Source organism: Providencia sp. 2024EL-00732, from assembly GCF_044006275.1.
GTDB classification, from domain to species: domain Bacteria; phylum Pseudomonadota; class Gammaproteobacteria; order Enterobacterales; family Enterobacteriaceae; genus Providencia; species Providencia huashanensis.
Map to the genome: position 1 here is coordinate 70,214 of NZ_JBIPDG010000013.1, position 19,429 is coordinate 89,642.

At 43.0% G+C, this 19,429-nt stretch carries 18 protein-coding genes; 4 read left to right on the forward strand and 14 right to left on the reverse strand.

Annotated features, from left to right (window positions below):
* Positions 1-44: 44 nt before the first annotated feature.
* The 10 genes from pcaF to paaA are packed head-to-tail and all read right to left on the reverse strand — an operon-like array spanning position 45 to position 8,424.
* On the reverse strand, positions 45-1,247 hold the full coding sequence (gene pcaF, locus ACHB7C_RS17440; protein ID WP_042843382.1) for a 3-oxoadipyl-CoA thiolase: 1,203 nt from the start codon (positions 1,245-1,247) through the stop codon (positions 45-47).
* Positions 1,244-1,684 (reverse strand): hydroxyphenylacetyl-CoA thioesterase PaaI, encoded by a 441-nt coding sequence (gene paaI / locus ACHB7C_RS17445; protein WP_042843383.1) that lies wholly within the window; start codon positions 1,682-1,684, stop codon positions 1,244-1,246. Before paaI ends, pcaF begins: the two co-directional genes overlap by 4 nt.
* Positions 1,681-3,231, reverse strand: a complete 1,551-nt coding sequence (locus ACHB7C_RS17450; protein ID WP_349483857.1) for a 3-hydroxyacyl-CoA dehydrogenase — start codon at positions 3,229-3,231, stop codon at positions 1,681-1,683. Before ACHB7C_RS17450 ends, paaI begins: the two co-directional genes overlap by 4 nt.
* A gap of 2 nt (positions 3,232-3,233) precedes the next feature.
* A complete protein-coding gene (gene paaG / locus ACHB7C_RS17455; RefSeq protein WP_042843386.1) occupies positions 3,234-4,028 on the reverse strand; it encodes a 2-(1,2-epoxy-1,2-dihydrophenyl)acetyl-CoA isomerase PaaG in 795 nt (264 codons plus the stop codon).
* Positions 4,029-4,030: 2 nt separating this feature from the next.
* A complete protein-coding gene (paaF, locus tag ACHB7C_RS17460) occupies positions 4,031-4,804 on the reverse strand; it encodes a 2,3-dehydroadipyl-CoA hydratase PaaF (protein ID WP_048605483.1) in 774 nt (257 codons plus the stop codon).
* An 8-nt stretch (positions 4,805-4,812) separates the two neighbouring features.
* The gene (gene paaE, locus ACHB7C_RS17465; RefSeq protein WP_042843388.1) at positions 4,813-5,871 is read right to left on the reverse strand and encodes a 1,2-phenylacetyl-CoA epoxidase subunit PaaE; all 1,059 of its coding nucleotides are present in this window, start codon (positions 5,869-5,871) and stop codon (positions 4,813-4,815) included.
* 10 nt (positions 5,872-5,881) lie between these two features.
* Positions 5,882-6,391: a 1,2-phenylacetyl-CoA epoxidase subunit PaaD gene (paaD, locus tag ACHB7C_RS17470; RefSeq protein WP_042843389.1), complete on the reverse strand. Its 510-nt coding sequence runs from the start codon at positions 6,389-6,391 to the stop codon at positions 5,882-5,884.
* A gap of 4 nt (positions 6,392-6,395) precedes the next feature.
* A complete protein-coding gene (paaC, locus tag ACHB7C_RS17475; protein WP_071547599.1) occupies positions 6,396-7,154 on the reverse strand; it encodes a 1,2-phenylacetyl-CoA epoxidase subunit PaaC in 759 nt (252 codons plus the stop codon).
* Between the two features lie 10 nt (positions 7,155-7,164).
* The gene (paaB, locus tag ACHB7C_RS17480) at positions 7,165-7,452 is read right to left on the reverse strand and encodes a 1,2-phenylacetyl-CoA epoxidase subunit PaaB (RefSeq protein ID WP_349483858.1); all 288 of its coding nucleotides are present in this window, start codon (positions 7,450-7,452) and stop codon (positions 7,165-7,167) included.
* Positions 7,453-7,485: 33 nt separating this feature from the next.
* Complete coding sequence (paaA, locus tag ACHB7C_RS17485; protein WP_042843391.1) at positions 7,486-8,424, reverse strand: 1,2-phenylacetyl-CoA epoxidase subunit PaaA; 939 nt, start codon at positions 8,422-8,424, stop codon at positions 7,486-7,488.
* Positions 8,425-8,747: 323 nt separating this feature from the next.
* Between paaA and paaZ the strand changes: the two genes are divergently transcribed.
* Positions 8,748-10,814, forward strand: a complete 2,067-nt coding sequence (gene paaZ, locus ACHB7C_RS17490) for a phenylacetic acid degradation bifunctional protein PaaZ (protein ID WP_349483859.1) — start codon at positions 8,748-8,750, stop codon at positions 10,812-10,814.
* Between the two features lie 100 nt (positions 10,815-10,914).
* A complete protein-coding gene (locus ACHB7C_RS17495) occupies positions 10,915-11,676 on the forward strand; it encodes a class I SAM-dependent methyltransferase (RefSeq protein WP_048605480.1) in 762 nt (253 codons plus the stop codon).
* Positions 11,677-11,680: 4 nt separating this feature from the next.
* Here ACHB7C_RS17495 and ACHB7C_RS17500 read toward each other — a convergent pair whose 3' ends face one another.
* From ACHB7C_RS17500 to proP, 3 genes are all read right to left on the reverse strand, one after another.
* The gene (locus tag ACHB7C_RS17500) at positions 11,681-11,992 is read right to left on the reverse strand and encodes a monooxygenase (RefSeq protein ID WP_042847792.1); all 312 of its coding nucleotides are present in this window, start codon (positions 11,990-11,992) and stop codon (positions 11,681-11,683) included.
* Between the two features lie 79 nt (positions 11,993-12,071).
* On the reverse strand, positions 12,072-13,514 hold the full coding sequence (gene phrB, locus ACHB7C_RS17505) for a deoxyribodipyrimidine photo-lyase (RefSeq protein ID WP_395348053.1): 1,443 nt from the start codon (positions 13,512-13,514) through the stop codon (positions 12,072-12,074).
* A 78-nt stretch (positions 13,515-13,592) separates the two neighbouring features.
* On the reverse strand, positions 13,593-15,095 hold the full coding sequence (gene proP, locus ACHB7C_RS17510) for a glycine betaine/L-proline transporter ProP (RefSeq protein ID WP_129466929.1): 1,503 nt from the start codon (positions 15,093-15,095) through the stop codon (positions 13,593-13,595).
* 485 nt (positions 15,096-15,580) lie between these two features.
* Between proP and ACHB7C_RS17515 the strand changes: the two genes are divergently transcribed.
* Complete coding sequence (locus tag ACHB7C_RS17515) at positions 15,581-16,171, forward strand: hypothetical protein (protein WP_129466930.1); 591 nt, start codon at positions 15,581-15,583, stop codon at positions 16,169-16,171.
* 388 nt (positions 16,172-16,559) lie between these two features.
* On the forward strand, positions 16,560-18,284 hold the full coding sequence (poxB, locus tag ACHB7C_RS17520) for a ubiquinone-dependent pyruvate dehydrogenase (RefSeq protein WP_042847788.1): 1,725 nt from the start codon (positions 16,560-16,562) through the stop codon (positions 18,282-18,284).
* A gap of 166 nt (positions 18,285-18,450) precedes the next feature.
* On the opposite strand, the gene ACHB7C_RS17525 is transcribed toward poxB, so the two are convergent.
* Positions 18,451-19,407, reverse strand: coding sequence for a leucine-rich repeat domain-containing protein (locus ACHB7C_RS17525; protein ID WP_048605478.1), 957 nt, complete (start codon positions 19,405-19,407; stop codon positions 18,451-18,453).
* Positions 19,408-19,429: the final 22 nt, after the last annotated feature.

Here is a 19,429-nt window from a genome sequence, read left to right on the forward strand (position 1 = left end):
CAGGTGTAGGGTTCAGGCTGTTTTTATTGGTATTAAGACGTTGTTTAGACTCGTTCAATAACCATAGCTATCCCTTGACCAACACCAATGCACATGGTGCACAACCCGTAGCGACCTTGTTTGCGATGGAGTTCGTTGACAGCGGCAATGGCCAGCCTTGCACCACTCATACCTAATGGGTGACCCAAGGATATTGCCCCACCGTTGGGGTTAACATGTGGGGCATCGTCAGGTAAACCTAACCCCCTTAAGACAGCCAGTGCTTGTGCTGCAAAGGCTTCGTTTAATTCAATAACATCCATTTGCTCTATACTTAGACCGGCAACCTCTAGGGCTTTTAATGCAGCAGGAAGTGGGCCAATTCCCATCAACCTTGGTTCAACACCACAAGTCGCTGTCGCGATAACGCGTGCTCGTGGGGTAAGCCCTTGCTGCTTAGCAATGCTTTCGGATGCAATGATTAATGCAGCAGCACCATCATTGACCCCTGAAGCATTACCCGCGGTGACCGTTCCGTTTTCACGAAAAGGGGTTTTTAGTTTTTGTAATTGTTCAAAGGTTGTTTCCGCACGAGGGTGCTCGTCTTCAGTGACAAGTAACTCATTTTTGCGTTGTTTAACGGTGACAGGGGTTATTTCTTGCGCAAAAAACCCTTTGATTCTTGCGGCTTCAGTACGTTGTTGGCTGCGCAGGGCGAAAGCATCTTGGTCCTCACGGCTGATCTGATATGTTTCAGCAACGTTTTCAGCTGTTTCTGGCATAGAGTCAGTTGAAAACTGTTGTTCCATTAACGGGTTAATAAACCGCCAGCCAATTGTCGTATCAAAGACTTGAGCTTGTCGTGAGAAAGCCGATTCGTGTTTTCCCATTACGAAAGGGGCGCGGCTCATTGACTCTACGCCACCTGCAATCATCAAACCAGACTCTCCCGCTTTGATACTTCTTGCCGCAAACGCAATAGCATCAAGGCCTGAACCACATAATCGGTTAATGGTGGTACCGGAAACAGAAACTGGTAAGCCCGACAGTAAACTGGCCATACGCGCGACATTGCGGTTATCTTCCCCTGCTTGGTTTGCGCAACCTAAAATAATGTCATCGACTAGTGACCAATCTAGCTGTGGGTGCCGCGCCATTAATGCTTTGAGAGGCACAGTGGCGAGGTCATCGGGGCGTAATGATGCAAGCGCACCACCATAGCGGCCAATAGGTGTGCGAACACCGTCGCAAATATAGGCGTCAATCATGATGGTTCTCCTACTAGACGGTGCCCCAGCCGATGTGAACGACCATGAAATAAGGCTAATGTTTTGCCGTCTTGGTTGACTATTTCAACTTCATATAGGCCATTTTGTTTACCTTGATGTTTCATTTGCGCTATTGCAGTGAGTAAATCACCTTCAAAACCGGGGCGAATGAAATCGATAGAGCACATAGAGGCAACAGCAGCGTGCCCTTGGCTGTTGCAGGCATAGGCGAAGGCGGTATCTGCAAGGCTAAAGAGTTGCCCCCCGTGACAGGTTTTATGGCCATTTAGCATTTGTGCTGTAATCGGCATTTTTAGTTGCGCAAAACCTTCCTCTACTTTTTCAATAGACATGCCCATAGCTTTTGCGCATGCGTCATCTTTGTACATCATGTGGGCTGATTGTTGAGCAAGGGTAACATTTGGTACGGAAATCATAGCAACTCCTTGAAAGATAAAGATTGATGGCCTACAGCTAACTGCCTTAATAATGGGTTGGGCCGATAGCGGCTATCCCCATAAAACTGTGTTAAGTGCTCAAGTACTGTTAATACTCGTTGCCAGCCAAGTTGCGCTCCCCAAGCTAAAGGGCCTTTGGGGTAATTCACACCAAAACGCATGGCGTTATCCGTATCCAGTGTGGTTGCTATCCCTTTATTGACGACATCCAGCGCTTCATTACATAACATCGCAACAGTTCTCATTGCTAAGAGTGCAGGGTAGTCAGGTAGTACAATCACGTTTTTCCCAAGCGATTGAAAAAATGCAATTGCTTGCTGGTTTTGTTGCACGTTATTTTGTGCAGCACAGCTGAGAGTGACTGCCGTTGCGGCAAGGTAATTAGCAGATAAATCAAATTGCACGACAGCTTGCCCCAACTTTTGCGCATGAGATGATGTTGATTCACCATTTGTTAACATAATAATAACGTCATTAACAATGAGTGTTGGGGATTGTTCTTGCTGTTGTGTTGATCCTTCGAGTGAGATCCCACTTTCAGATAAAAGCTGCACAAATTCAGGAAATATTTGCCAATTCCCACATACTTTGACCTGTTGTGGTTGGTCAAGAAGGGCTTTTGCTGCAAATAATGGCTTAGGTTGCGGTTTGTTATCATCGTAATGATAGAAACCTTGTTTTGATTTACGACCGAAATGCCCTGCCTGAACTAATTCTAACTGCATTAATGAGGTTTGAAATCGTGGGTCATAGCCGAAGGCTTTAAACACCGATTCAGTCACCGCATAGTTGATGTCATGGCCAATTAAGTCAGTAAGTTGTAATGGCCCCATGGCAAATCCACCTGCATCGCGTATTGCGCAATCTAACGTTGCGGGGCTGCCAATTTGCTCTTCAAGGGCTCGTAATGTTTCTGCGTAAAATGGTCTTGCCACTCGGTTAACAATAAAACCAGGGGTAGAACGGCAAATAACAGGGACTTTACCGAATGACTGGGTCAATATTTTTAATTGTGAAATAACGTGGTCTGATGTTTCTAACCCACGAACTACTTCGACTAACTTCATCACGGGGGCGGGGTTAAAAAAATGCAGCCCAGCAAGGCGTTCAGGGTGTTTTAATTGACTGGCAATGGCAGTAATTGAGAGCGATGAGGTATTGCTTGCAAATATAGTTTTTTCGCTACAAATAGCTTCTAAATCGTTAAAAATAGCTTGTTTTATCTCTAATTTTTCTGCGATAGCTTCAATGACCAGTTGCGCATTCGCTAATTGAGATAAATTTTGCACCACAGTAATGTTTTCGATGATGCTTTCTGTCGCTTTGGCTTCAGCTTTCCCTTGGGTAACCCGTTTGCGTAAACATTGGGTCATTGCTGATACTGATTGGGTTAATACCTGTTGATTAACATCAAACAGTAAAACAGTTAAGCCTGCTGTAGCTGCCACTTGCGCAATACCAATGCCCATGGTGCCTGCGCCAATTACGGCTACAGTCTGGATGCGAGTATTCAAAGGTAAAGTCATGGTTATCTCCCTTTGAATTGCGGTTCGCGTTTATTTAAAAAGGCACTGACCCCTTCGCGGTAGTCTTCACTACGCCCCCCTAAGCGTTGTAAATCACGCTCAAGGTCAAGTTGTTCATCAAGGGTATTGGTTGCCGCGGCGTAAATCGCTTTTTTGATTAACCCTAAACCGTAAGTCGGTTGAGTAGCTAAATGCATAGCCAACTGGTTTACGGTATCGGATAGCTCTTCGTTTTCCGTGACTTGCCAAATCATTCCCCACTGCAAGGCTTGCTCTGCACTAATTTTATCGCCTAATAATGCCATTCCCATGGCTCTTGCATGGCCTGCAAGTTGGGGCAAAAACCAGCTTCCACCAGAATCGGGAACTAGCCCCAAGCGACAGAATGATTGAATAAAACTCGCACTTTTTGCTGCAATTACGATATCCCCTGCAAGGGCAATGGCAGCGCCTGCGCCCGCAGCAACACCGTTAACGGCGCAGATGATTGGTTTTGGCAAAGAGGTTAAACGGCGGATTAACGGGTTATAGTAGGTTTCAACGGAGAAACCAAGGTCAGGCGTTTCGTTACCTACGCTGACGTTCCGGTCGTTAAGGTCTTGACCAGCACAAAACCCTCTACCAGCTCCGGTGATCACTAAACAGCGTATCGTTTCATCTCGTTCCGCAAGCTTGATAGCATCACTAAGCTGACGATGCATTTCATCGTTAAAGCTATTAAGTCGATCGGGGCGGTTTAATGTAATAGTGAGGACCCCATTCTCTTGCGTTGCGAGGATCATCGCTTGGTTTGTCATAATTATTTCCCTGTAAACTGAGGTTTTCGTTTTTCAAAGAATGCATCGATCCCTTCGCGTCGATCTTCGGTGCCGGCTAAGGCGACAAAGTACTGACGCTCAAGTTGTAAACCTTCAGCCAAATGATTTTCTTGGGAATGAATTAGCGAAGCTTTTGCCGCCCGAACCGCTAAAGGTGCATGTATTGCAATGCGTTGCGCAATTTTCTGAGCTCGTTCAACAACTAATTCATCCACACAAATTTCGCTAATTAGCCCTGCCTGAAGAGCGTGTTTTGCATTGATAGGCTCCCCTGTGAGTACCATTTGCATGGCAAGAGACTTACCAACGGAGCGGATCAGCCGTTGTGTCCCCCCCGCACCGGGTATTAGACCGAGTGTTATTTCAGGCAAGCCGAAACGTGCGGACTCCCCCGCAATGATGATGTCGCTAGCAAGCAGTAGTTCAAACCCAGCGCCTAAGGCGTAACCATTAGCAGCGGTAATGATAGGTTTTGATATCATTGAGAGCCGCTGCCATACTTGGGGTCGTCTATCAGTGATAGCGTTAGCAACGGTTTGTTGCTGTAATTCTTTAAGATCAGCGCCAGCAGCAAAAAAACGTGAATTCCCAGTGATAACGATCGCGCCAATCTCATCATTGGCAGCTGCTTGCTCTAAGTTTTGCACTAAGAGTTCTAAACAATCGGTACTTAATGCATTGCGTACTTCTGGCCGATTGAGTGTCAGTGTCAGTACCCGGTTGTTTTGGTGAGATAAAATCCAAGGGTTTTCCATTGTGGCTCCTACACATCAAAATCCAGAACGACGCCATCTCCTTTAGGCCAAGACTGGCAGCTAAGAATATAACCATCAGAAATTTGGTCGGGCTCTAAGCTATAATTGACGCCCATTTCGACTTCTCCTGCACGCAATTTACATTTACAAGTTGCGCAAACCCCACCTTTACAGGCATAGGGCAAGTCGGCTCCTTGGCGTAAAGCGGCATCAAGAATGCTGTCATCTTGGCTATCCATACTGATGTTCATTGTGCGACCATCAAGGTGGATACTGACTTGACGAGTTTCGGTGGCGAGGGCGGAGGTCGGCTTGAATTTGATACCGGATGTATTAAAGCGCTCGGTATGAACAAACTCTTTTGGCATACCATAATTGATTAATGTGTCGTGTACTTCATCCATCATACTTTCTGGACCACAAATAAAAGCGCGGTCAAATTGTTGAAAATTCAATAACGTTTTACCTAATGCATTGAGCTGCTGTTGGCTGATGCGTCCACTTAATAACTCGCTATCTTGTTGCTCTTGGCTAAATAGGTAAAGTACTTGAAAACGCTGTGCAAACCGGTTTTTGAGGTCTGCAATGCTTTCTTTAAACATCACCGAACGGCTATTGCGGTTACCATAAATCAACACAAAGTGACTTTTGGTTTCCGTCTGTAATGTGGCTTTAATAATCGAAAGTAGGGGGGTGATCCCTGAACCGGCAGCGATAGCAAGATAGTGCGCCTGAGTATTCGGCTCAGGTTGATAGCCAAATTGCCCTTGAGGGATCATCACCTCAAGGCTATCACCGACAGTTAGATGTTGGTTGATAAAATTGGAAAACCGACCTTCGTAGATCGCTTTAACGCCAATTTTCAGTGTGTTTTCATCGGGTGAGCTACAAATAGAATAACAACGGCGTAAATTTTCCCCCTGAATGGAGGCTTTTAAAGTCAGGTGTTGCCCTGGTCGATAATGATATTGCTCGCGTAACGCATCAGGAACACTGAATGTCACTGCGACAGCATCAGGGGTGTCACGTTCAATAGCGGCAATATTTAAACGATGGAATACAGTCATGAGGGTGCCCCTAAATACATTTAAAGTAATCAAACGGTTCTAAACATTCAGTGCAGCGATACAATGCTTTGCAGGCTGTTGAACCAAACTCACTAATTTTTTCTGTTTGTTGGCTATCACAGCGTGGACAACAGACAGCACCTTTGTGTTCAGGGTGTTCACAGGATGTTCCTTGCGGGGGTGCGATACCGAATTCCCGTAAGCGCCTTTTGGCGTCTTGGTTCATCCAGTCAGTTGTCCAAGCTGGGGTCAGCATCACTTCAATATCGATATTTTGGAACCCTGCTTTACCAAGAACCGTTTTGATTTCATTGATTAAAAATTCAGTTGCTGGGCAACCAGAATAGGTAGGTGTAAAAATAACTTTCCACCCTTGTTTGTTAGGTACCACATTGCGGATCATGCCAAGATCAGTAATAGAGAGTGCTGGCAGCTCAGGATCAGGAATTTGCTGAAGCTGTTGCCAGATCACATGAACTTGGGGGGATTGAAGCTGGTTAGGTTGCAGTCTCTGTTCCATCACGTCACCACTGGCTATTTGGGTAAGCACGTTGCATAAATTGCAGCTGTGTTAATAACAGGCCTAAGTGTTCAGTGTGGCTACCTTGCTTACCACCGATGCGATAGGCCTCTTTTTCAGGTATATTGAGTGTCGCCTCGGCAAATGTTTCATTGACCGTATTTAGCCAAGTTTCTTTTAGGCTGCGTGGGTCAACGGCTATGCCCACCTCGCTGAGTGCAACTTCAATAGCGTCTGCATGGAAGAGTTCACCGGTAAAGCGCCATAATTCATCAACGGAGCGCTGAATTCTCCTGTGACTCTCTTCGCTACCATCCCCTAAGCGGATCATCCAATTACGGCTAAAACGTAAATGATAAAGGGCTTCTTTTAAGGATTTTTCAGCTATCGCTGAGAGTTGTTTATCGTGGCTATGAATCAGTGATTCATATAATGGAACGTGATAAGCATCTATAAAGAATTGGCGCACTAGGGTATCGGCAAAGTCATTATTCGGTTGTTCGACGAGTAATAGGTTGCTAAATTCCCTTTCATCACGCAAAAAAGCGAGGGTGTCCTCATCATATCCGGCCCCTTTTAATTGCGCTGCATAACTTAAAAAATGACGAGCTTGCCCCAATAAGTCTAAGCCGATATTAGACAGTGCAAGGTCAATTTCAATTTCAGGGGCATGGCCACACCATTCGCATAGGCGCTGTGCAAGAATTAATGGGGTATCACCGAGCCTTAATGTGTAGTGGTGGAGCTGTTGTTGTTGATCCATCGTAAGCTCCTTACATGTTTTTGATACCATCAGGGATGGTATAGAAAGTTGGGTGGCGATAGACTTTGGTATCTGCAGGGTCAAAAAATGTGCTCTTGTCTTCGGGCTGTGAGGCGATTAAATGTGCAGCTTTTACCACCCAAATCGAACAGCCCTCGCTGCGCCTTGTGTAGACGTCGCGGGCATTTTCCAGCGCCATTTGGTCATCGGCCGCGTGTAAGCTACCAACGTGGCGATGAGCAAGCCCTTGTTTGCTACGGACAAAAACTTCATACAGTGGCCAATCTTGATTGCTCATGAGGTTTTCCTTTTCAGTCAGTGGTTAAATGAGTTAAGCGGCAGATTTAACGGCTTTTTGTTTGCGACTATGTGCCATTGCGCCTTCACGTACCCAAGCACCGTCTTCCCATCCTTTGCGTTTCGCACCAACACGTTCGTGATTACAAATGCCATTACCTTTAATGACTTGATAAAATTCTTCCCAGTCAATTTCGCCAAATCGGTAGTGACCAAGTTCTTCATCCCAAACCAAATCAGGGTCAGGAATAGTCATGCCGAGTGCTTCAACCTGCGGAACTGTGTTATCCACAAATTTTTGGCGTAATTCATCATTACTGAAGCGCTTGATTTTCCAAGCCATACTTTGTGCGCTATGCGGTGAGTCTGAATCATTTGGGCCAAACATGGTCAGTACAGGCCACCAAAAGCGGTTTATTGCATCTTGCAGCATTGCTTTTTGTTCTTCACTTCCTTGTGCAAGCGCCATAACTGCTTCATAACCTTGACGTTGATGGAAACTTTCTTCTTTACAGATTTTCACCATGGCGCGTGCATATGGCCCATATGATGCGCGGCACAGAGCCACTTGGTTCACAATGGCTGCCCCATCGACTAACCAACCAATTACACCAATGTCAGCCCAGCTTAATGTGGGGTAATTGAAAATGGAGGAATACTTCATTTTTTCATCAAGTAGTTTTTGGTAAATGTCTTGGCGAGAGCAACCGAGGGTTTCTGCTGCGCTATACAGATATAGACCATGCCCTGCTTCATCTTGAATTTTGGCCAGTAAGATAGCTTTGCGGCGCAGTGTTGGTGCGCGTGTTAACCAATTTGCTTCCGGTAACATGCCAATCACTTCCGAATGGGCATGTTGGCCTATTTGGCGGATAAGGTTCTGCCGATAAGCATCGGGCATCCAGTCCTTGGGCTCGATGGAAATATCGGCTTCGATTTTGGCTTCGAAGTTAGCCTGATTTTGCTCGCTCATTGATTTTTCCATTAAGTGATTCGAAAATTAAATGTAATTTTTGAATGATGAATCATATTTATTTAACATTAATGCTAGGAATGGTTAACAAAAAGGTCAATGTTTATTAACCTGCTTTTGCGATGCGCCTCACAATTAATAATTATTAAATCAATATAAACAGTTGGTTATATTCGGTATGTTTTATGTGGTTTTAATATGAAAGATGGTTTTTATGCGGAAATGTTTTTAATTTGTTAAATTTAAATTGGCATCTATGCTTGTATTTATGATACATATTTACAATCAAATATTATTTAGTGTTTTTATTTCTGGAGAGGAATATGTCACATTTAACAAGTTATATTATGGGGAAGTGGGTACAAGGTGAGGGGGAAGGGCGGAAAATTTACCATGCTCTGACGAATGAAACCTTATATACGGTAACGACCGAGGGGCTGCCATTAGCGGATAGCTTAGAATATGGTCGAAAAGTGGGTGGTGAAACCTTGTCTGCACTCACATTTCAGCAACGTGGTCAAATGCTCAAATCATTGGCGAAGTACCTGCTAGAACATAAAGCACACCTCTATGCTATTTCAGCACAAACCGGGGCGACGAAAGCGGATAGTTGGGTTGATATTGAAGGGGGGATTGCCACTTTATTCTCCTATTCAGGTTTAGCAAACCGTGAATTACCAGATGATACTATTTGGCCAGAAGATGAAATGATCCCGCTATCGAAACAAGGGCAATTTATTGGTCGTCATATTTTGACATCTCGTCGTGGGGTTGCTTTGCATATCAATGCGTTTAATTTTCCTTGCTGGGGGATGCTGGAAAAGCTGGCTCCAACGTGGTTGGCTGGTATGTCTGCGATTATCAAGCCTGCAACAGCATCCGCGCAGGTGACTCAAGCGATGGTGAAGCTAATGGTTGAGAGTGGTCTGGTTCCCGAAGGGGCGATCCAGTTGGTTTGTGGTGGTGTGGGTAATATGTTTGACTACCTTGATTTTGAAGATGTCGTGACATTTACCGGTTCTGCGGCGACAGGGCAGAAGCTAAAATCACATCCCACAATTATTGCGAAATCGGTTCCATTCACCATGGAGGCAGACTCACTAAACTGCGCGGTATTAGGGAATGACGTACATCCGGAACAACCTGAATTTGCTTTATTTATTAAGGAAGTAGTTCGTGAAATGACGGCAAAAGCAGGGCAGAAATGCACCGCTATTCGTCGGGTTATTGTGCCCAAAAATCAGCTTGAAAATGTCAAGCAAGCGCTACTTAAGCGTTTATCGAGCACGACGATGGGTGACCCTGCGGTTGAAGGGGTTCGTATGGGGGCATTGATTAACTTAGAACAGCGCCAAGATGTGCAAGACAAAGTCGACTATTTGCGTCAAAACGGCTGTGAAGTCTTGTGTGGTGGGCAGTTTAATCAACTGGATATTGTGGGGGGAGACCCCAAGAATGGGGCATTTTATCCACCAACTTTACTCTATTGTGCGGAACCTTTTAAACACCATGCGGTACATGAAACCGAGGCTTTTGGGCCAGTCGCAACCTTAATGTGCTATGACAATGATGATATTCAGCAGGCTGTACAATTAGCCATTTTAGGGGGAGGAAGCTTAGCGGGGACATTAGTGACCGCAGACCCGCAAGTAGCTCAATCGGTAATCCGTATGAGCGCAAGGGCTCACGGCCGGATGCTGATTTTAAATGAAGCTTCAGCGTTGGAGTCAACAGGGCATGGTTCTCCACTCCCCTTATTGGTACATGGTGGGCCTGGGCGTGCGGGTGGTGGTGAGGAGCTTGGCGGGCTTCGGGCAGTGAAACACTATATGCAGCGTACAGCCATTCAGGGCAGCCCATCGATGTTAACTTCTATTACAAAACAATGGATTAGGGGCGCAGATACCGTTGCTGACGTAGTGCATCCATTCCGCAAATACTTTGAGGACCTCGTGATTGGCGATACGCTGCTAACAGCAAGACGCACAGTGACAGAAGCGGATATTACTCATTTTGCTTGCCTGAGTGGTGACCATTTCTATGTACACGTCGACAAAATTGGTGCGGCGCAATCCTTATTTGGTGAACGCATCGCTCATGGGTATTTTGTTGTTTCGGCTGCGGCAGGGTTATTTGTAGATGCGGGTGTTGGGCCTGTCATCGCTAATTATGGAATGGAAAACCTACGTTTTATTGAACCTGTTAAAATTGGTGATACGATCCAAGTTCGCCTAACATGCAAGAAAAAGATTAAAAAAGTGCAAAAACTTGCTGAAGATACACCAAATGGCGTGGTTGAATGGGATGTGCAAGTCTTTAATCAGGACAACACAGTGGTGGCGTTATACAGTATTTTAACCTTAGTGGAACGACGGGAAGGGGATTTTTAGTCATTACTTGTTGCCAAACTATTGGTTGAATAAATAGGTGCTTTTTCAATCATTTTCTGCTTTTATTGAGTTATTGTTAATTTGATCTAGGGAAAGTGAAATGAAAACGCACCACCAAGCGGTTTACCAACAATTTGACGAGCAGGCTAATTCGTATTTAACCAGCCAAGTTCATGCGCAGGGTGAAGACTTACAGATTTTACAGCAATTGCTGCAAGCGAGTCAGCAGGCACATGTGCTTGACCTAGGTTGTGGTGCGGGTCATGCCAGCTTTCATGCGGCTCAGTTAGTAAAGTCAGTGGTTGCCTATGACTTATCGGATTCGATGCTCAATGTGGTCGCTAAAAATGCACAGGAACGCGGGCTCAACAATATTACGACATGCAAAGGGACTGCGGAGTCATTACCATTTGAAGATAATTCGTTTGATATGGTGATTAGCCGTTATTCAGCGCACCATTGGCATGACGTAGAAAAAGCGCTGCGTGAGGTGCATCGTGTTTTACAGCCTGCAGGAAAAGGCATTTTTATTGATGTTGTTTCTCCGGGGCACCCGTTGTTAGACATTTATCTGCAAACGGTTGAAGTTCTCCGTGATACTTCACATATTCGAGATTATTCGGCGGGTGAATGGTCTGGTATGCTAAATAACGCAGGGTTGTTCGTCAGTGGGGTCAAAAGTTTTCGTTTGCCGCTGGAGTTTACCAGTTGGGTTGAGCGGATGCGAACTCCAGAGCTTTTGGTTAATGCGATCCGTCAATATCAAAAAACATTAAGTCATGAGGTAAAAAGCCATTTTGCGGTTCAGGAAGATGGCTCATTTACCTCAGATGTGATGCTATTCGAATTTCAGCGCCAGTAAATAATTACTCGCTTATAAACTGTGCTTGGTTCAATTGGCTAAGCGCAGTATTTACTGCAAAAATTTCACCACGAACTTCAGGAATACCAAATGATTTCAAGCGTGCGCTGTGTTTTTGTAGGTAAGCTTTGGCATCAGCCTCAGAAGTAAACAGATAAACCCCACCGGCTTGTTGGGTTTGCTGGTTTTCTGTCCAAATTTTCCATACAAAGCCAGGTTCTTGGTTAATCGAATTGGCTAATTCATCCATTGCTATGGTCATTTCTGCGCCCCAAGGCCCTTGGTAGGGGAAATCAACTTGTAAGATAACGTTCATATATACTCCTTATTGTTAGCGCCGTATGATATCCCCTAACGCAAATAATAACTTTGCGATTTATCGTATTTTAAACAGCCTACTGTTTTAGACTATTACGTTTCCCTGCTTCAAAAGCTTCTAAAGTGGCTAAACGGGCTTGCTTATGGTCAACAATCGGTTCTGGGTAATCGAGAGGTGTATTGTTGATTAGAGACCATTCATGGGGGGTATGAATATATTTATCGGGTACGTTATTTAGCTCTGGCAGCCAGCGGCGTATAAATTTCCCTTGGGCATCGAACTTTTTCCCTTGGGTTGTTGGGTTGAAAATACGAAACCACGGGCAAGCGTCGACCCCCGTTGATGCAGACCACTGCCAACCACCATTATTTGCGGCTAGGCTGCCATCAATCAGTTGGCTGATGAAATATTTTTCACCTTTGCGCCAGTCGATAAGCAAATCCTTTACTAAGAAGCTTGCGACAATCATACGCAAGCGATTATGCATCCAACCAGTTTCATTAAGTTGTCGCATGGCGGCGTCAATAATAGGATAACCTGTTTTTCCGGTTTTCCATGCGTCGAAATCAGTTGATGAATTATTCCAATGAATATGTTGAGTCCATTGAATAAATGGCTGATAGCGACAAAGACGTGGAAATGCGACGAGTAAATGGCTATAAAATTCACGCCAGATCAATTCATTTAACCAAGTGAATGCACCGCTATCAGGGTAATCTAAAACATCTGGGTTTTCTGCTTGTAACCGGTTAAAACACTGCCGAGGTGACAGTACACCAATGGCAAGATATGGCGATAATTGGCTGGTCCCGTGAATAGAGGGGATATCTCTATCTTGCTGGTAGCGTGTGACGTGTTGAGTACAGAACTGCCTTAGCTGTTTTAAGGCGGCTTGTTCACCAATAGGGAATTGCTGGGAAACCGCTATGTGCTCATGTGGGAATAAAGGGGCGGTTTCTTTGATATTTAAAGAGTCGGCTCTTTTGTTTGGTACACGCAATGAATGGCAGTCTGTGGCGGTTAATTGGGTGAGAAAGGCACGACGAAAAGGGGTATACACTTGGTACATTTCCCCCTTTTGGTTGGTCACAGAACCCGGCGGCAATAACAAAAAATCATCAAAAGCATGAATATGCACTCCATGAGCATTTTTTACCAGCCAGTCATCCCTTTGTTTTTCATTCCATTCATATTGGCGATTAAAGAACAAGGCATCAGCTTGCTGAGTTTTAGCATAGTTTAATACCCACTCGGCCGCATCCATAAAATTCGCCACCGTTTGGCAAACTAATGGGATACCTAATTTGGCAAGAGAACGTTGTAATTCAATGAGATGCTGGTGGATAAACGAAATTTGCCTTGGCGATACATCGTGTTGTTGCCATTGTTCCGGCGTGGCAGTGAAGAGGGCGATAACATTGGCTTGGGGGTCCGCACAAGCAGAGGATAGTGCTTTGTTATCAGTGACCCGTAAATCATTGCGGAACCAGATAAGATGACAAACTTGTTTGGCTGCCATCGCCTCCCTCCTTGGGATATTCAGTTTTATTCGTTGTGTTTAAAAAGCAGAAGGGCCATATTTCAGGCCCTACAGTGTTTAATCTAATTTAGGGTGCTGGTTGATTAAAGATTGGCGTTTTTTCTCAAGCTCAGCAATTTCTTGATCAATATCTTCAACTCTTTGCTCAATATTGTCAAAGTGCTCACTTAAAATTTCTTTTGCTTCTGCTTTATCTGATGCCGCAGGTGTTGCCCCTCGCAATGGTTTATTGGCTGTTTCTGGCATTCGAATACCGGTGTATAAGCCAATTAGTGCGATTACAATCAGGTAATAAGCAGGCATATACAAGTCGGTAGTTGATTCAACTAACCAAGCCGCAACAGTTGGAGTGGCACCCGCAATTAACACGGAAATATTAAATGCGATGGCAAGGGCACTGTAACGAATATGCGTTGGGAAAATCGCCGGTAAAATTGATGCCATAACCCCAGTAAAACAGTTCAGTAAAACAGCTAGAATTAATAAGCCAAGGAAAATTAAGCCAACTGAACCGCTATTTATTAACATAAACGCTGGATAGGCTAAAAGAATTAACCCTACGCTACCAGTGATAACAAATGGGCGGCGGCCAATTTTATCACTGGTTAAACCGATAATCGGTTGAACAAATAGCATACCAATCATAATTGCAATGATGATGAGTACACCATGGTCAGTCGAGTAATTTAAGTTATGTGATAAATAACTTGGCATGTAGGTAAGCAACATATAATAAGTTACATTAGTTGCTATCACTAATCCAACACAAATAAGTAAGCTTTTCCAGTACTTAGATGCAACTTCACGCACGGAGACTTTTGGTGGATCTTGAATATTAGCTTTATCTTGTTGCTCTAATGATTCGATATGTTGTTGGAATGCAGGCGTTTCCTCAAGGGAATGGCGCAGATAAAGGCCGATGATCCCTAATGGTAATGCTAAGAAGAATGGAATTCTCCACCCCCAATCATGGAAGTTAGCCTCACCAACGATACTGGAAATAAGCACCACAACACCGGCACCCAATACGAAGCCAGCAATAGAACCGAAATCTAACCAGCTTCCCATAAACCCACGTTTACGGTCGGGTGAGTATTCAGCAACAAATATAGCGGCCCCGGAGTATTCGCCACCCACAGAGAAACCTTGAGCTAATTTAGCAATTAATAGCAGTATGGGTGCCCAGATACCAATCGTTTCATAAGCGGGAATTAAACCAATACAGAAGGTACTTACAGCCATAATAATAATGGTCATTGAAAGCACTTTCTGACGACCGTATTTGTCGCCAAGTATCCCGAATACGACCCCACCTAAAGGCCTAACTAAGAAAGGTACTGAGAAAGTCGCTAATGCTGCAATCATCTGAACGCTCGGTGATGCGTCCGGAAAGAAAACCTGACCTAAGACATAGGCTAAGAAGCCGTAAACACCAAAGTCAAACCATTCCATCGCATTACCCAGCGAAGCGGCGGTAATTGCTTTTTTAAGTTTCCCGTCATCAATTATTGTAATATCACTAATATTTAACGGTTTTTCTTTTTTCTTCTTGAATTTCATGAAACCATCCTCTTATTTGAATGTGAACAACCAAAACAACTGCATTTAAGATGTGGGTTTTCATATCTGAATAAAATGCAAAACCTTATTATTTAGAATAGTCGTTGTTTAAGTAATAGATAAGTTTTTAATATTTTAATGTAGCGCTGAATAACAGGCCTAAAGCAGGGAATTTGTGGGTAGAGTAATGAGAGAGTTTGTCCTGTAAATACAGCAAGAAGATCACCTTAAGTTATAAAATCCGAGGGTAATATTACATTAATATCGCTTAAATGTAAAATATAGGTATTTTATGCTAGTTATTAAGGGGAAGCTAAGCGCTAATTTCATAAAGTGTATTTTATGACTGTTACTGTTGTATTGTCATAGTTTACTGGCTAAATAGCCTCTTGGTGATACTATTAAAACCATATTAATCAATGTGTTGTATTTTAAAATAAGAAAAGCCGTCTATGATAAATATTAGTGCATCATAGGAGGGTATCATGAATTGTACAATAAGAATTTCAGCAATTAACATCTATCGACCATTCTTGATAAGTAAAAATAATTGCATTGTAGAGGAATGCCTGAGTGCAAGAAGAGACAATCAGAGACGGATAAATCTTCATTCAAAGAAATCTCACATTATGTTTTCATCAAATAAAAACGCGTTAACGATGTTAATTAATGCGGCAAAACCAATTATCAAGGATGATGATATTGATGTTCTTATCCTTGCCTCTACAATGATTAAGTCTTTTTCATCGACTCAAGCAACTGTCATTCATAATAAATTGAATATTAAAAATAATTGTTTATGTATTGATGTGAATGCATATTGCTTAGAAATACAAGGAGTTATTGAGCAAGCGATAATGCTACTTAAGTCAAAATCCGCTTATCGTAAAGCGCTTGTTGTTTTTTCTGACCACCTTTCATCACCTGTAAACTCCAATAAATTATTAGGTTCAAAATTATTCAGAAATACAGCTATAGCTACAGCTATTATTTTAGAAAAAATAGAGGGTCGTTTAAGCGTAAGCCTAGCGGATAAATGGCACTATTTTGATCAGAATCATTATTTTCACGGGTAAGTTTCGGTGGCTAATATTAAATAATTGAATCATTATTTTATTGTTGATAGTCATATATAGATGGGTAGCAAAAAAGCAAATAATACTCTCTAAGAATTATTTATTTGAAAGTGTATTGTAACCCTTCGCTAATTAATTTGTGCTGTCAGTGCCTTCTTCTTTTGATAATAACGGTGGATTATGTTGTTCTTTTTTATAATCAGCTAGACAAGTAGGAATGCCGAATTGACTTAGTTACAATCAATTAAATAGTCAGTCATTTGTATGCTTAGTTATAAACGAGAGTGGCAGAATATAAAGAAGGACTTTGTTGCTTACCTCAATAATATGCAGTTTATTTTAGGAAAAAATATGCTGTGTATAACATGCGATTTAAAAGAGTGCCAATATGAAAAAACAGAGTGTTGCATCCTATATTGCAAAAGTACTTGATAATGCAGGTGTTAAACGTATTTGGGGCGTTACTGGAGACTCATTGAATGGCTTAACCGATAGCTTACGCCGTCAAGGTGCTATCGAATGGTTAGGAACCCGCCATGAAGAGGTTGCTGCTTTTGCCGCTGGGGCAGAGGCCCAGTTGACAGGAAACTTGGCAGTGTGTGCAGGTTCCTGTGGACCAGGTAACATGCACCTTATCAATGGGTTGTATGACTGTCATCGTAATCGAGTGCCAGTATTGGCGATTGCAGCGCATATTCCATCAAGTGAAATCGGCAGTAATTATTTCCAAGAAACGCATCCTACAGAACTGTTCCGCGAATGTAGCCACTACTGTGAAATGGTGTCTAATCCAGAACAAATTCCACAGGTTTTAGGGATTGCCCTGCGTAAAGCGATTTTGAATAAAGGGGTGTCTGTTGTTGTGATACCCGGTGATGTAGCATTAAAAGATGCACCTGAAACCGCAAAAGAAACATGGTATCAGCCTCAAGCTCCGTTAATCATGCCTCAGCGTAGTGAAATTGAAAAATTAGCTCAGGTACTTAATCAATCTAAGAATGTGACCCTGTTTTGTGGGAATGGTTGCGCGGGTGCTCATGATGAAGTGGTTAAGTTAGCTGAAACACTGAAAGCTCCTGTTGTACATGCTTTACGAGGTAAAGAACATATTGAATGGAATAACCCGTATAGCGTTGGTATGACTGGGTTAATTGGCTTTTCATCAGGTTACCACGCCATGATGAATGCGGATACTGTTGTATTATTAGGAACTCAATTCCCTTACCGTCCTTTCTACCCCAATGAAGCAAAAATCATTCAAATTGATATTAATGCAGGTAGCTTAGGGTCACACTGCCATATTGATATGGGGTTAATTGGTGATATTAAAGCGACACTTGATGCGTTACAGCCTCATTTACAGACCAAGCAGGAAACAAAACACCTCGACGGTGCTTTAAAACATTATGCAGAGGCACGTAAAGGGTTGGATGACCTTGCTAAACCGGGGCATGAGGGGTTGATCCACCCACAATATTTGGCAACAAAAATCAGTGAACTTGCTGCGGAAGATGCTATTTTCACTTGTGATGTTGGCACTCCAACCGTTTGGGCTGCGCGTTATTTGAAAATGAATGGCAAGCGTCGTCTTATCGGCTCATTTAACCATGGTTCAATGGCGAATGCGATGCCACAGGCTATTGGTGCACAGGCGGTTGATAAGAAACGCCAAGTCGTTGCGATGTGTGGCGATGGTGGTTTTAGTATGTTAATGGGGGACTTTATTTCCCTTTCACAAATGCAACTGCCAGTGAAGATTATTATCCATAATAATGGGGTGCTTGGGTTTGTCGCGATGGAGATGAAGGTTGCAGGTTTCTTAACCGCAGGGACTGATCTACATAACCCTAATTTTGCCGCTATTGCCAATGCTGCTGGTATCAAAGGGATCCGTGTTGAAAAAAGCGAAGACCTAGAGGGAGCCTTGAAAGACGCATTTGCTCATGATGGTCCGGTGGTAGTTGATGTACTGACTGCTAAGCAGGAACTGTCAATGCCGCCAGAAATTGAAGCTCAAGAAGCAAAAGGTTTTAGTTTGTATATGTTAAAAGCGATTATGACTGGTCGTGGTGACGAAGTTGTACAATTAGTGAAAACTAACTGGTTACGCTAAAACGTTATTGTTAGTCATCAGAAGCCCAATTCGCCTGAGTTGGGCTTCTGTGTTTGTGGCACCGTGACTGTTTACGAGTCAGTCAGAGTAACGTGGCTTTAGGATTAAATTACCCCTTCAGATATCGACTTTATGGCTTAGCAAATCTGTTGTTTCTGGTACTGCGTTATAAATCAGAATCTAAACCAGCAGGAATGATAGGGCTGTTAACTAATGGGTTATGGGATGCATACAGTTCCCTTAGGGTAGGGGGTAGATAGGGAAGCTGAGTAAACTGGTTATGAGAAATATCTAAGGTTATTAGCGGTGTTTGGCTTGTTTGTAGGTAAGTCAGCTGATTATTCGATACGTTTAAATCAGATAAAGCGTATGGCAGCATTGGCATGTTGGTTAATTGATTATTATTGGCCTGTAAGCTAACCATATAAAGTGGAAGTCTTGGTAAGTTGGTTAACTGGTTATTAGCGATATTTAATCGTTCTAAATCTTCAGGAAGACTCGACAAACTCGTTAGCTGGTTATGAGAAAGATTTAATGTTATTAGTGAGTCTGAAAATATGGGCAGGGAGGTTAACTGATTATTAGCCACATTAAGCGAACGCAAATTAGGTGGTAGAAAAGTGGGTAAACTACTAATATTCTGGTTTGATAAATCAATATTATCGCTATTTTGCGCAAAACATCGTTGTATTATATCGGCAGCCTCATTTCGGTTCTCTCCTATCGGCGCGTTATTTACCCAGTTATTTAAAGCAAAATTAAGATGTTCAGCATGATAATCGCGTTCAATTAATGGTATATCCATGCACATGGAACCATTTTGACGAAAAGTATCTATGGTGCAGGTAACGGTATTTGTTCCTGAATAATAGCCAGTTCTAAAATTACTTTGGGTACTGGGTGAAGCTAATGATTGTAATGTCAAAAAAATTGCTAGTTGCTCATTCGGTTGTAACCTAGCATTCGAAAAAAGATTATTAAAGTGTTCATTTGCTCGTTCATGAGTTTCTGGTGGAAAACATTCTTCTATCGCTTGCCATAGAGTATTTAATTGGAATGTACCTATATGATTGTTAATACTATTAATTTGGTTGTTATTATGACCAATGCTAAAATTATTCAATGTTACCCCCTTATAAATACTG

Excerpts from the sequence above, each read along its gene's own strand:
- pcaF (WP_042843382.1), bottom strand. The coding sequence starts at position 1,247 with ATGATTGACGCCTATATTTGCGACGGTGTTCGCACACCTATTGGCCGC.
- paaI (WP_042843383.1), bottom strand. The coding sequence starts at position 1,684 with ATGATTTCCGTACCAAATGTTACCCTTGCTCAACAATCAGCCCACATG.
- ACHB7C_RS17450 (WP_349483857.1), bottom strand. The coding sequence starts at position 3,231 with ATGACTTTACCTTTGAATACTCGCATCCAGACTGTAGCCGTAATTGGC.
- paaG (WP_042843386.1), bottom strand. The coding sequence starts at position 4,028 with ATGACAAACCAAGCGATGATCCTCGCAACGCAAGAGAATGGGGTCCTC.
- paaF (WP_048605483.1), bottom strand. The coding sequence starts at position 4,804 with ATGGAAAACCCTTGGATTTTATCTCACCAAAACAACCGGGTACTGACA.
- paaE (WP_042843388.1), bottom strand. The coding sequence starts at position 5,871 with ATGACTGTATTCCATCGTTTAAATATTGCCGCTATTGAACGTGACACC.
- paaD (WP_042843389.1), bottom strand. The coding sequence starts at position 6,391 with ATGGAACAGAGACTGCAACCTAACCAGCTTCAATCCCCCCAAGTTCAT.
- paaC (WP_071547599.1), bottom strand. The coding sequence starts at position 7,154 with ATGGATCAACAACAACAGCTCCACCACTACACATTAAGGCTCGGTGAT.
- paaB (WP_349483858.1), bottom strand. The coding sequence starts at position 7,452 with ATGAGCAATCAAGATTGGCCACTGTATGAAGTTTTTGTCCGTAGCAAA.
- paaA (WP_042843391.1), bottom strand. The coding sequence starts at position 8,424 with ATGAGCGAGCAAAATCAGGCTAACTTCGAAGCCAAAATCGAAGCCGAT.
- paaZ (WP_349483859.1), top strand. The coding sequence starts at position 8,748 with ATGTCACATTTAACAAGTTATATTATGGGGAAGTGGGTACAAGGTGAG.
- ACHB7C_RS17495 (WP_048605480.1), top strand. The coding sequence starts at position 10,915 with ATGAAAACGCACCACCAAGCGGTTTACCAACAATTTGACGAGCAGGCT.
- ACHB7C_RS17500 (WP_042847792.1), bottom strand. The coding sequence starts at position 11,992 with ATGAACGTTATCTTACAAGTTGATTTCCCCTACCAAGGGCCTTGGGGC.
- phrB (WP_395348053.1), bottom strand. The coding sequence starts at position 13,514 with ATGGCAGCCAAACAAGTTTGTCATCTTATCTGGTTCCGCAATGATTTA.
- proP (WP_129466929.1), bottom strand. The coding sequence starts at position 15,095 with ATGAAATTCAAGAAGAAAAAAGAAAAACCGTTAAATATTAGTGATATT.
- ACHB7C_RS17515 (WP_129466930.1), top strand. The coding sequence starts at position 15,581 with ATGAATTGTACAATAAGAATTTCAGCAATTAACATCTATCGACCATTC.
- poxB (WP_042847788.1), top strand. The coding sequence starts at position 16,560 with ATGAAAAAACAGAGTGTTGCATCCTATATTGCAAAAGTACTTGATAAT.